This is a genomic window from Gluconobacter cadivus, from assembly GCF_015244745.1.
Lineage (GTDB): Bacteria > Pseudomonadota > Alphaproteobacteria > Acetobacterales > Acetobacteraceae > Gluconobacter > Gluconobacter cadivus.
In genome coordinates this window covers 190647-203847 of record NZ_JABCQI010000007.1, presented here as the reverse complement: position 1 = coordinate 203847, position 13201 = coordinate 190647, and the positions used below count along the sequence as shown (strand labels likewise).

General features: G+C 56.5%; 10 protein-coding genes. 4 read left to right on the top strand and 6 right to left on the bottom strand.

Annotation, left to right across the window (positions count from 1 at the left end):
• Window positions 1–35 precede the first annotated feature (35 nt).
• From HKD28_RS11480 to HKD28_RS11470, 3 genes are all read left to right on the top strand, one after another.
• The gene (locus HKD28_RS11480; RefSeq protein ID WP_194268227.1) at window positions 36–548 is read left to right on the top strand and encodes a hypothetical protein; all 513 of its coding nucleotides are present in this window, start codon (window positions 36–38) and stop codon (window positions 546–548) included.
• A 349-nt stretch (window positions 549–897) separates the two neighbouring features.
• The gene (locus tag HKD28_RS11475; protein WP_407925769.1) at window positions 898–2574 is read left to right on the top strand and encodes a phospholipase C; all 1677 of its coding nucleotides are present in this window, start codon (window positions 898–900) and stop codon (window positions 2572–2574) included.
• Window positions 2575–2579: 5 nt separating this feature from the next.
• On the top strand, window positions 2580–3914 hold the full coding sequence (locus HKD28_RS11470; RefSeq protein WP_235993436.1) for a cytochrome-c peroxidase: 1335 nt from the start codon (window positions 2580–2582) through the stop codon (window positions 3912–3914).
• A gap of 34 nt (window positions 3915–3948) precedes the next feature.
• Here HKD28_RS11470 and HKD28_RS11465 read toward each other — a convergent pair whose 3' ends face one another.
• From HKD28_RS11465 to HKD28_RS11440, 6 genes are all read right to left on the bottom strand, one after another.
• Window positions 3949–5406, bottom strand: a complete 1458-nt coding sequence (locus HKD28_RS11465) for a carbohydrate porin (RefSeq protein WP_194268226.1) — start codon at window positions 5404–5406, stop codon at window positions 3949–3951.
• On the bottom strand, window positions 5403–5813 hold the full coding sequence (locus HKD28_RS11460; RefSeq protein ID WP_194268225.1) for a GlcG/HbpS family heme-binding protein: 411 nt from the start codon (window positions 5811–5813) through the stop codon (window positions 5403–5405). The genes HKD28_RS11465 and HKD28_RS11460 overlap by 4 nt, the downstream gene beginning before the upstream one ends.
• Window positions 5814–5908: 95 nt before the next feature.
• Window positions 5909–7543 carry a GMC family oxidoreductase gene (locus tag HKD28_RS11455; RefSeq protein ID WP_194268224.1) on the bottom strand — a complete coding sequence of 545 codons (1635 nt, stop codon included), beginning with the start codon at window positions 7541–7543 and terminating at the stop codon, window positions 5909–5911.
• A 17-nt stretch (window positions 7544–7560) separates the two neighbouring features.
• Entirely contained in the window at window positions 7561–9024 is a 1464-nt protein-coding gene (locus HKD28_RS11450; RefSeq protein ID WP_194268223.1) for a cytochrome c, read from the bottom strand.
• A gap of 19 nt (window positions 9025–9043) precedes the next feature.
• Window positions 9044–9595, bottom strand: coding sequence for a sorbitol dehydrogenase family protein (locus HKD28_RS11445; RefSeq protein ID WP_194268222.1), 552 nt, complete (start codon window positions 9593–9595; stop codon window positions 9044–9046).
• Between the two features lie 137 nt (window positions 9596–9732).
• Window positions 9733–10677, bottom strand: coding sequence for a LysR family transcriptional regulator (locus HKD28_RS11440; protein WP_207728974.1), 945 nt, complete (start codon window positions 10675–10677; stop codon window positions 9733–9735).
• Window positions 10678–10828: 151 nt separating this feature from the next.
• On the opposite strand from HKD28_RS11440, the gene HKD28_RS11435 reads away from it, so the two are divergent.
• Complete coding sequence (locus tag HKD28_RS11435) at window positions 10829–13162, top strand: TonB-dependent receptor (protein ID WP_194268221.1); 2334 nt, start codon at window positions 10829–10831, stop codon at window positions 13160–13162.
• Window positions 13163–13201: the final 39 nt, after the last annotated feature.

Here is a 13201-nt window from a genome sequence, read left to right as displayed (position 1 = left end):
CAGAAAATGTGCTCCGTTCAGGGAAGAGGCGTTCCATGATGATGTTGGTACGACGGTTTCAGGTTGGTCTGTTCGGGAGCTTCCTGCTGATGGGGCCGGCCTGTGCCCAACCGTCAAAGGAGCCGCAGAAGGTTGATGTCGATTCCATTCTGGCGCGCCCCCTGTTCGAGCCTGACCGCCAGCCAAAGGGCAGGGGCGCTGTGCAGGCGGGTGAGCCGCAGGTTGTGGGTATTTCCGGCCATCCGGGAGGATGGCGGGCGATCGTCCGGACCGGCGCTTCTGGCAGTCGCGGCAAGATCGTGGCTGTCGGAGACAAAGTGGGCGACTGGAGCATCGCAGAGATCAGTGGGACCGGGGTGATTCTCAGGCGCGGGCAAAGTGTGCGGCGTCTTGCCCCGGTTTTTACGAAACATCCTGTTCAGACTACGCCCCAGCCGCAAGGGGCCACGGCGCCGGTTACGCCACCGGCCGCTCCGTCGGCTCCCCCCATTTCGGGGCAGCCAAAGCCGACGTTTCATTTCGATCCGGCGTCGGGAGAGGCTCCGTGACAGTGATGTGTCAAACGATATCGCTTTTCACGAAACCATAACACTTCTTTCAAAGGCTTTCATTTAGTTAACGCACTGTCTCATCCACTGTGTTGGCGTGGGCCGGTAAAGATGGTGTTCGCCCGAACCTCTGGCACCTTGTTCCGGTCATGCCGTGCATCATGAAAGATTCCGCGACGTGTCTGCGAAGCGCACCAAAATTGCACTGTCCGTACTTCTCTCCCTGTCCGTTGCCGCTCCTGCCCTCAGCCAGGCCCGTGGCTGGAATCCCTGGAACGATCAGGGACAGAACCAGAATCAGGGTTCATTCCAGCATGGGTCCGAGACGCGGACGCCCATTCGCCATCTCGTGGTGATCTATCAGGAGAACGTCTCCTTCGATCATTACTTCGCCACCTATCCGAAGGCTGCGAACCCCACGGGAGAGCCGGGCTTCAGAGCGCGCCCCGGTACGCCGACAGTCAACAACCTGCTTTCGCAGGGACTGCTGGAGCAGAACCCCAACACCAACACGGCCAACGGATCTGACGCAGCGCTTCCGTTCCGTCTGGATCGCACGCAGGCCAGCACGGCTGACCAGAATCACGCCTATACGGCCGAACAGATGGCCTATGACAACGGCAAGGCGGACCTTTTCCCGCTTTACACGGGTAAGGGCACATCCGGCGGCGTTGGCGCTTTCGGCACCAAGGGGCAGGTTCTCGGCTATTACGATGGCAACACGGTCACGGCGTACTGGCGCTATGCACAGCGCTTTGCCATGAGCGACAATTCCTACACCGACACCTATGGTCCTTCGACGCCGGGTGCGCTTGAAGTCGTTTCCGGTCAGACGAATGGTCTGAAGTTGTTGGCGACCACGCAGAAGCCGTCCACCGTTGCCAAGTCGTCCGCGTATGTGGCTGACGGACAGGGTGGCTGGACGATGGTCAACGACATCGACCCCGGCTACGACGCCTGCTCCTCCACGACCAATCAGGGCATGATGACGGGTCGTAATATCGGCGATCTGCTGAACGAGCGTGGCATTACCTGGGGCGGCTTCATGGGAGGCTTTGACCTCACCGCTTCCAATACGGACGGGTCCACGGGCTGCTCGCGCACGACATATTCCAGCATCGTGTCCGAAAACGTTGCGGACTATATCCCGCATCACAACTGGTTCCAGTATTACCTCAGCACGTCCAATCCGACCCATGCACGCCCGGCCTCGGTCAGCTCCATCGGATACAGCTACGTTCCGGGGACGGCGAAAAAGGAACCAGCAAATCATGAATATGATCTGAAGGATTTCTACGCTGCCGTGAAAGCCGGCAACCTTCCTGCCGTGTCTTTCGTGAAGCTCCCGGCCTATCAGGACGGTCATGCCGGCTATTCCGACCCGCTGGACGAGCAGGTTGGTGTGGTTGATGTGGTCAATGCCGTTCAGAAGCTGCCGGAATGGCAGGATACGGCGATCCTGATCGCTTATGATGACTCCGACGGCTGGTATGACCATGCTTATGTCGCGCCGACACATGGCTCTTTCGATGCTGCTGCGGACCAACTGGGTGGCGCGGGCATCTGCGGGACCGGTACGGCTCCGACAGGTGTTGGCGGAAAGCCGGTCAATGGTCGTTGCGGACCCGGCACGCGTATCCCGCTGATCGTGATTTCGCCCTGGGCCAAGCAGAACTTCGTCAGCCATACCCTGACGACCCAGGCGTCCATCGCGCGCTTCATTGAAGACAACTGGCTCGGCGGCAAGCGTCTGGGGCAGGGGTCCTTTGATGCCACGGCTGGCAAGATCGACGATCTGTTTGATTTCCGTCACGATCCCAACACGGAAACGCTTGAACTCGACGATAACACGGGCGATATCGTTGCCACCCGTCACCCGCATCATGGCGGCGGCCATCATTCTTTCGGGCATGATGACTCACCGTTCGGCCATCACTCGGATGACACGGCTTCCAACGATAACGCGCAGGGTTATTTCTCCTCCCTGCTGTCCTCGATCTTCTCCATGTTCTCACGCTACCTCTGATCTTTATGCCTGATTTTCACCATCGGATGCGGCCTGTTCTGGGTCGCATCACTCTTCTGGCGCTTCTCTGGACGGGAAGCGCTCTGGCGCAGCAGACTGGCTCCTGCCTTCCCGCAGAGGATGGCAGCAATCCCTGTCCTGTGTCGTTGCGGAGGCCGGATGTTCATCCGCTCTCCCAGATGGCGGAAATCGGGAAACAGATCTTTCACGATCCTCTGATTTCCGGGTCTGGCCGACTGTCCTGCGCGTCGTGTCATGAACCCGGAAATCATTACGCATCCTCGGCTGCAACACCTGTTTTTCTGGGTGGTGCGCATCTGGATCTTCAGGGGCGGCGCTCCATTCCGACACTGACCTATGCCGAGCGGAGCCCCAATTTCAGCATCGGTCCTGACAATCCGACCAGTGAAGCCGCGCCAGCCATCGTGGCCAATGCGGCGGCTACGCAGCGTGGCGGAAAAAATGCGGCCAATCCGGGCGCCGCATCAGCGAACATGGTGCCACAGGGTGGCCTGTTCTGGGATGGCCGTGCCGACACCTTGCAAGAGCAGGCGCTCGGCCCGCTTTATGATCCCGCAGAAATGGCATCGACGCCTGAAAAGGTGACGGAGCGCGTCATTCATGCGCCTTATTCGGACACACTGAAACAGCTTGCTGGTGCCAGTGCTAACGCGTCCTCTTCGCTCCTGCTGGCCGAAGCAATTTTCGCCATGGCCCGGTATCAGATCGAAGACCCGGCCTTTCATCGCTACAACAGTAAATTCGATGGATGGCTCGAAGGACACGAAAAATTCTCCCCTCTGGAACGGGAGGGATATCTGGCGTTCAACGACCCCGCAAAAGGCAATTGTGCGGCATGTCATGTCGATACGGTCGCCAGCACGCGCCTGCCGCCACTGTTCACGGATCACCAGTACGAAGCTCTGGGAGCGCCGCGCAACATGGCGCTCAAGGCCAATCACAACCCGTCTTCCTATGATCTCGGGGTCTGTGATCGTCAGCCTGACGGACGAACGGCTCTGAGTCTTTACTGCGGGATGTTCACCACGCCGACGCTGCGGAATGTGGCTACCCGCAAGGTCTTTTTCCATAACGGAGTTTTTCGTTCGCTGGAGGACGTACTTGATTTCTACGCCCTGCGCGACCTTGAACCCAAACGCTTCTATCCGGTTTCAAAGACCGGACATGTCGAGGCCTATAACGATCTCCCGGCCCAGTATCGCGCCAATCTGGACACGACTGACGCTCCGTTCGACCGTAAACCCGGCGAGCAGCCCGCCATGACCCCGCATGATCGCGAGGCCATTATTGCGTTTCTCAAAACCTTGACGGACCGCTGAGGGAATTCTGTAGATCCTCTTTTGCAGGAGGATCTCAGAAATTCGACGTTAACTGTCCGCCGATGACGGCGGCGTCCTTGAACGTCGTTGTTGCTCCCGGGCGCTGAAGGTACTGAAAATCAGCCTGCAGGGTTGTGCCCCGCATGATGTGGGTGCTGTAAAAGGCCTCATAGACATTTTCCCAGTGCTGCACCCCGTAAACAGGGCCCCACTGATTGGCCAGATACGGCAGTCCGAGCGCCAGTGACGATTCCTGCTGAAGGGTCACGGTATGGCTCATGTCCATGTGCTGGAACATGATGCCGGCCTGATCGCCGCTTCGATGCCATGGAGTTCCGCTCTCGACGAAACCAATCCATTCGTGGTCGCGCATGGCAACAAGATTGCCCTGCGCATATCCGACGCCCCCAATCACGATCAGTCCGTCTGTCACGCCTGGTCCGTTGCGGACCAGCATCTGGTCGAACATGAACCAGGCTGATGTCATCCCGGCTTCATAGCGGCGTTCCAGACCCGTGGCCTGAAAGGAGTTGCCGTGGATGTCTTCGTAGAGGTTCGGATAGCGCGAGTTGTCGTACCACGCTCCCAGCTTGTAATTGCCCCGTAATTTGTCTTTGCCAAAAGAGGGCATCCAGCCGATTTCGATCTGTGACGAAACTTTCCCCAGGCCGCTCTGGGCCAGGGCCCAGCCCGAAATACCGCCGTTATAGCTGTGTGGAGACACCGCGAAAACGCCTGCCATGATGTAGGTCTGCTCTGTCGGTCGCAGGCGCAACACGCCACCCAGATTCCCTGACGGCCAGTCACGTCCGCCGGGAACATATTTACCGGGAGCAAAGTTACTGCACACCGAAACGTTCATGAAGGAACAGGCGACGTAATCAAAAGCGAAGAAACTTCCTGTCGGAATGTCGCCAAGAGACAGGATGATACGGTCGTTCAGGAAGGATTTATCCGCATACATGGAGACAAGATGCGCGATGACGTTACCGCGTGCGCCATAAATCTGTTCTGGATTTGTAACAGAATCGCCCAGAGTGTGGCTGAAGCTGCGTCCATGTCCGTTAATCACGAGAAGATGCGTCCAGAGCCCTTTGACGCCTGCAAGCTGTTGCCAGTCCACATCCAGTTCGGCCGCTACCTGACCGGCCAGCACGTTATCTCGCGTCCGGCCGCCGGTAACATTGCCCATGTATTCTTCATTGAGCGCGACATTGAGATACATGCCGTGCTTTGTCAGCCATGTCTGGGCGCCGCCCCAGTCTCCGAACAGATGAGGGTTGCCGTACAGCGATGGCACGAGCGGGCCAACCGCGAAGGTGCCCACGCCTTCCATGGCAAAAGCGCGGGACTTGTAAGAGTCAGGTGTTGCAAGGTTCTGGGAGGTCTCGCTCTGTGCGAGTGCCTGACGGCCGGGGCCAATGATCCCCAGAACCGCGCACAGGAAAAACCCGGCGAGTTTTTTCCTGTGCAGGAGACGTCGGGTTTTCATTCAGTGCTCTTTGCCTTTGAAGCCTGCAGGAACGTGGTGACTGTGGACTGGGCGAGATGGGCGTCGGTTTCGCCTTCGCCACCGCTCAGACCAAGGGCGCCTACGAGTTCGTTGTTCACCACGATCGGATAACCGCCACCTGCGGGAAGCGCGTTGGGCAGTGTGCTGATCATGTAGTTGCCGCTGTTGAGGGCATGTTCCATGTCGGCGGTGGGGCGAGCGAAAGACACGGCTGTCTTGGCTTTACGGATAGCCAGTTCGATGCTGCCGAGTTGTGTGCCGTCCATTTTCTGGAAGGCCACCAGATTTCCGCCTGCATCGACAATCGCTATGGCCACGCGGTTATGACTGGCCGTTGCCAGCTTCTTGGCCTGCTCGATCAGAGTATTGGAAGTTGTCAGATTCACTGTCAGATCCTTCGCTGATGCAAAGCCTGTTGTTGCGATGAGAAAACTGAGGACGACGCCCGTGGTCCTGCGTTGGAACATTGTTTTCAAAAGACCTATCCCTGTTTCAGATCATTGAGAATGGCGTCTGCGGCGCGCAACGAGAGCGCAGCCATTGTCAAAGTCGAATTCACCGTTCCCGAGGCCGCCATCGTGGCACCTGTTGCAAGAAATAGATTGGCGTGATCGTGGGTTCTGAGCCACTTGTCCACGACGGAATCGCGCGGGTCGTGGCCCATGATGGTGCCACCGGTAATGTGGTTGTTAGGCGTGAAATACGGGCTCATCTCAATTTCCGTTCCGCCAAGGGCCTTGGCAATGTCCATGAGACGCTGCCGGGAAATAACAGCCGATTTACGCACATATTCGCCCACATCATAAGTCACTTCGGGGTGTGGAATGCCCAGAGCGTCCTTATGGTCCTTCGAAAGAACGAGGCGGTTGTTCGGGTCGGGCAGGACTTCATGGTTGGCATAGATGTCCACGCCATGCGCCGTACGACGGCGGATTTCCTCATCCAGTTTCTTGCCGACCAGCCCCATGGACAGGGCTTTCATGCCCGCGCGCGAGTTCTGGGCCGTATTGTTGTAACCAATCTGTGTTGCGGCATACTCCGAACGGAAGTCGCCGTCCCGGAAATTGGTGATGGAACTCATCTGGACCGATCCGCCACCCGCCCAGATAGGCTCTGCGGACTGGAAGCTCATGCCGATGCCTGGATGGTCCATCATGTTCCGCCCGACGAGATCGGACGAGTTGGCAATGCCGTTGGGATTGCGGTCGTTTGCGGCGAGAAGCAGCAATTTCGGGGTTTCGATACCGTTGGCCGCTATGACGAATGTTTTGGCAACGACACGATGAGACTGTTTTTCGGGGTCGTAAAAGCGGATGGCGGTGATCTTGTTTTTCGCGTCCGTTTCCATCGCATAGACGACGGCGTTCGGAATGATCTTCGCGCCGAGCTTTTCAGCCTTCAGCGCGGCATAGACGCCATTATACATGGCACCGATGGGGCAGATTGGCATGCAGTTGTTGTTGCCGCAGCACTGGGGGCGTCCGTCATAGGGCCGGCTGTTACGGGCCTGTGGAACGGGCGTGTTTGAAAAGCCGAGCTTGCTGACCACCTCGGTAAAGGTGCGGTCTCCATAGCCGTAGGGCATGGACGTCATGGGCCAGGGGCTTTTGCGAGGTGCTGATGGTATGATTTCTTCATCATTCGGCCCCATGACGCCCATTTCGCACTCGGCCTCATAGTAATAGGGTTCGAGTTCGTCATAGCTCATGGCGTAGTCGCGTCCGACGCCATAGGTGGAATGCAGTTTGAAATCGTTGGGCAGGTAGCGCCAGCTCGACGCGGCCCAGTGCCATGTTGTGCCGCCAACGCCCTTGATGATGCCCTGCTTGTAGGCCGTCTGGTCCGGTCCTTTGACGATCAGGTAATTGTTGTCCGGAAAATAGTTGGTATGCGGAGCCCACGGAACGCTGGGATAAGGCGTTGCGTAATCGTACTGGGATTTATTGTCGGGCGGCATGTTCCGCCAGTTCTCTACGATCTGCGAGCGGTCGCGGCGCGGACCGGCATCCAGCAGCAGAACGGAAAGCCCGTTGCGGACGAGTTTATGGGCAAGCAGGGAGCCGCAGATTCCTGCACCAATGATGACGACATCAGCCGAAAGCGTTTCACCAGACATGATATGATCCTTGAATTCTATTGAGCGACACGCTGTTTGCGACGGCTGACCAGCCACCAGATGCCACCCACCACGATGATGACCCCAAGGACACCACCGGCCCCGAGCAGGAGCATCACGCCCGGATTTGCGAGCTGAGCGAGCGGAACCTGCTTGCCGCCCATGCGGACCTGTTTGACAGCCTCTGCGGAAACGGTGGCCTGTGCATTGCCAAAATGGCTGAGAACGTAATCTGCGATCGTTGCGATCTGTTCATCCGTCAGCGGCTGAACCAGAGAGCCTGGGCCGAAAGCGGGCATCAGGATTTCGTGATTTTCCGTCGTACGATCCACGCCATACAGAATGCTGGCAATCAGGTCGTTCGGATTGCGCTGACCCGTCGTCGTGTTTCCCACGAGGGAGGGATAATATCCGTCAGGCGATCCTTTGCCGTTGGATTGATGGCAACTCGCACAAACGGCTTCATACAGTGCAGCGCCGTCTGTGGTCTGGGCCAGAGTGCTGTTATTTCGGCGCGCATTGGCGTCCGCCACGCTGTAGCTGGACGGACGGCCGGAATGTGCGAAATTGGCGACGGTCTCTCCGGCTTCGGCTTTGGGCGGAACGGAACGGAGATAGGTCACGATTGCCGAAATGTCCGAATCTGGCAGATATTGAAGGCTGTGCTCGACCGCCTCAGCCATTGGACCAGCCGCACGGGCATGCGCTGTCTGGCCGGTTTTCAGATACTGAGAGAGATCCTGATCCGACCAGCCGCCGATGCCGCTCTGGGGATCATTGGTGATATTGGGTGCGCGCCAGGAGCCTATGTCCGCACCGGCGAGATAGGCGGACTGGTCCGGAGCGAGGAGAAAATTACGAGGTGTATGGCATTCGCCGCAATGGGCCAGTTCATCGACCAGATAACGGCCACGGTTCCAATCGTCGTTATGGGTATGGTCGAAAACATAAGGCTTGCCTTCGATCCGTGCAGCAATTTTCCAGATGCCCAGAGAGGCGCGGATGGAAAACGGGAAGGGAAGCTGCGTCTTGGGTGAGGGGGCGTCTACAGGCTTCACCTCATTCATGATGTAGGCGTAGAGCGATTTGACGTCTTCATCCGTCAGACGGTTATAGGCGTCATATGGCATGGCCGGGTAAAGCTGTGCTCCATCGGCGCGGATACCGTGCCGCAACGCCTGTGAAAACTGCTCGAGCGTGTAATTTCCGATGCCATATTTTTTCGATGGCGTAATGTTTGTGGAATAAATATTCCCCATTGGGGAGGAAATGGCATATCCGCCAGCCAGAAACTGACCATCCCGTCCATTGGTATGACAGGCTGCGCAGTCCGCTGCGATCGCGAGATAGTGACCGCGACTGATGGAGGGACGATGGGCTGAGGCGGGTGTCGGCTCTGTCGGTTGCGCCAGAGCGGATGTCCCGGAGAGGAGCAGGACTGTCGTCAGGGCCGTGCCGGACAGGGGACGAAAATATCGCATGATCACTGAGATAATTCCCTTAGAATTCCGGCATGACAGCAACGGAAGCGGGCTCTGCAACCCAGTAATTCGGCCCGTTATGAGCATAGGTCGGGATGACGACGACATCGCGGGATGTCTGGTACATCAGCGCTTTTTCGAAGGCGTAAACCTTGGCATTCGTTCCGCTTTCAATGACGCCCGAGTACCAGCCGCGAATAATCTGGAGGAGCGTGGCGTGCAGAGGATCACCGGCGAGAGCCACCTCCAGCGCTTCGACATCCGGATATCCGTTTTTGGCGATACGCTCACGAAGGGCTGCGACCTGCGTTGGAAAATCCGCTTTCTGAGCCTCAAAAGCCAGGAAAAGTGCCGATCCCATACCGAGATCCAGGTTTTTATGGCCGGTTGCAAAGGCGGAAAGCAGCATGAAGTCGGAAATGCCATCACGATTTGAGGACACTATTTCTTGAGCGGAACTTTTTTTGGCCGATCCTATGGCTACCGCTGTCAGACAGGCACCGGAAAGGGCCAGAAGCTGCCTGCGAGAGAGCGTGGCCGAAACCGGATTGGGATCAGAGAATGTGTCCAATGGCGCTCTCCTCAAGGAATAGCGTGATGTGTGATGCGCTTTCTTCCTGAGTTTTCGCCAATAATGGAAATGACTATTTCTTGTTCGCTCTGACAAAATGGTGATGCCAAATGTTTTTAAGAGGCAACGACTACGAGTCAGGCAGGAGTCTGGAACACTCCTGAATTGGCAGTCAGAATATCCCGCCACAGGTCGAATGCCGCTGGCATCAGACGTCGGCCAGCGCGCACGGCGGCATAACGTTCAAAGGATTTCGCAATAGGATGGTCCAGAGGAACGGCGCAGACGCGATTGAGATCAATATAATCCTGTGCGGCACCTTTGGTCATGAAAGCGATACCCAGATTATGCGCGACAAGGGACAAAGCCGTTCCGAACAGATCGCACCGGTAAGCCGGGAAACAGTTAAGCTGCCGATCTTCCAGAATGGCATCGACATAGGTCTGTGCGGCAAAGTGGGACTGAAAGAAGATCAGCGGACTATCCACGATATCCTCCATGGTCACGGTGTCTCTCGTAGCCAGCGGGTGTGCGGCTGGCAGGATCGCGCATAATGGTTCGGTCTGGAACGGGCGGGCGTTCAGGATGGGGTCGCGCGCTGTGCCAGCGTAAATACAAACATCGACTTCATCATCACGCACCATCTGAACAAGCTGGGGCAGGGGGGCGGTGCGGATTTCAATGGTGATGCCGGGATGACTGGCAACGAACTGATGCAGAACGGCCTTTATCAGAACGCTGACAATTCCTTCGCCGCTTCCGATCGTGACATGCCCCCGCTCCAGCGTGCGGTATTCCTGAAGACTGTTCTGGAAGCGCCGCGTCAGGCGGGCCCGTTCGCGTCCATAATTGCAGACGACTTCCCCCATTTCCGTCAGGGCCGTTACGCGACCGCGTTTCATGAGCAGGCTGAGGGCCAGTTGGTCTTCAAGGGCCGCAATCTGACGACTGATCGTGGACGCATTGACACCGATGGCCGTAGCTGCGGAGCGGATGCTGCCAAAACGGGCGACTGCGTCCAGATATTGCAGGGTTCGCTCGCTTAATTCATGCCCCCCAAACATTTCGTTACTCCGTTGCATTGAACGCAACATTCTTGTCGATGTTACGGCATGGATTCAATCGTTTTTTTAATATTTCATTTAAGAAACGAGAGGGGTTTTCCGGCTGTCATCTGGGGCGTCCAGCAATTCGCTCTTACGTTATAGACAGGCCCCTACAAGGAAGCTTTTCATGGTGCTGCGCGTTCTTTCCCGAAGCTGTAAACTCACAACAGCGCTGGTCTTCGGTACGGTTGGCGCAACTCTTTATTCCGCCGAAGCCGCGCCAATGCATCCGGCGCATGCCGTCAAACACGCGGCACCCTTGGGGAGCGCTTCGGTGCGTCACAGGAATGCAGGCCATGCAACATCCCGGACAGCTACGGATGCCGAAACTATCAAAGTGACAACGCGTAAGCTGCCGACGCGCTTCAATACAGAACAGCATGTGGGTTCCTCGACCACAATGATCAGTTCGGAAACGCTTCAGCAACGCGCGGTCATCACCACAACGGATATTCAGAAACTGGCGCCAAACCTTCAAATTGAAACTCAGTACGGTTCAAGCGCGCTGAATTTTCATCTTCGGGGTGTTGGTTTCAACGATCTGACCATGAACAATACGCCTTCGGTCATGCCCTATATTGATGGCGTGGCGTATCCAATTTCGTCCATGACATCAGGGCCTCTGTTCGATATCGAAAGTATTGGGGTTGATCCCGGACCATCCGGCTTTACGCATGGTCAAACCACGACGGGAGGCGAAGTTCGTATTACGACCAAGGCGCCGGAAAAACAATTCCATGCCAGGATCGCCGAAGACTTCGCGTCTTACAACAGGAGCAAGACCGATGCGTTCGTCACCGGCTCCATCACGCATAATCTTCAGTATCGTCTGGCGGCCGAGCTTCTTGAGGGGGGCGGGTACTATACCAACCGTGATACAGGGCAGTCTCTCGGGGACCAGCATACCGGGGCGATCCGCGGCAAGCTGGCCTGGCAGCCGGATGAACACACGGACGTCAATCTAACCGGATATTGGTCTTTGAACCGCTCGGAAGCTCCGGGTTTCAGGATCAATAACAACCTCTCGGCTTTTGCGGGACAGTATGGGCGCGATCTTGGCTATTACCAGACGGGCTGGGACATCAAGCCGGCGTTTGCGAAGCTGATCGGCTATCATGATACCAAGCCCCAGTTCAATGATCTCAACTGGGGTTTCCATCTGGCGATGGCGCATCGGTTCCGGTTCGGGCAACTCGACATTTCAAGCGCCTACGATGCCGTTCAGCTTCATGAATATCAGGATCAGGACGGTATGCCGTATGCCACGGCAGATGATTATCGCACTCAGGTTGCGAATTCCTTCACGCAGGAAGTCAGTTTTCACAACCTGAAAGATAGTACGAGCCGATTCAGTTGGGATGCCGGTCTTTATTACAACCGGATCATGCAAAAACAGAACAACTATTATGATTTCTCGGATTATGCCCTGCGTGGGTACATGTCTGAAACGAGTTTCAGTTCGCCGCAGGAGACGTTCAACCAGTATGTTACGCTGGGGTACAAGGTTCTGAAAAACCTGCGTTTTGTTGGCAGTATCTCACATGAATCGGACTCCCGGCAGCTTGTCGATCTCACGACAATTCACTTTGGGCATAACGACCTCAATTTCGGAACGCATGGTGCGCTCGCCAACCAGTTTACCGGGAAGGTCGGGATTGAATATCAGGCAACGCCGACCAGTCTGTTTTACGCGGATATTCGCAAAGGCATGAAGCCCGGAGGGTTTACGGCCAATAATACGGTCGTGGCGCAGCAGGCACAGCCTATCAAGCCGGAAACAATTCTGGCCTATGAGATCGGGACGAAGAACGATTTCTTCGCCCATCGTCTACGGTTGAATGCCGCGGCCTTCTATTATGATTATCGTGATCAGCAGGTACTCGGGAACATTGTTGTTCCCAGTTATGGGTCTGTGGGGTCTTATGTCAGCGTGCCGCGCTCGACCATCTGGGGCGTTGAAGGTTCCATGGAGGCGCATCCCACGCGGGATCTGACCCTGACGCAGGTCGTGGGATATCAGCGGGGCGTTTATGACCAGTTCCATTCGATCAATGCGGCACAGGTGAACGCCTATTATGCCAAGACCGGTATCTGGCAGGCATTTTACAGCAACTATCATGGTGTTGACAGCGGCATTCCCAAGATTTCAATGAACGGTTCTGCTGTATATACCATTCATGTGCTTCCGCATTATCATGTTCTCTTCGATGTTGATTATTCCTATCGTGGGGCAGAAGGTCTGATTCCCGGCAACCCGCCTTACCGAACTGTCCCTGCCTATTTCCTTCTGAACTCGTTCCTGACGTTTGAGCCCAATTCGAGAAAATGGTCCGCTACGGTTTATGCGACCAATCTGGCCGACCGGAAATATGATCTGACGCGCTCTCAGGCCACGAATGTGCAGACAGCGATTTCAGGGCCGCCCCGTTTTGTCGGTGGCCGTTTGAATTATAATTTCTGATGATGCCGAACGTCGTTACAGCCCAGAAGGGACAGCATG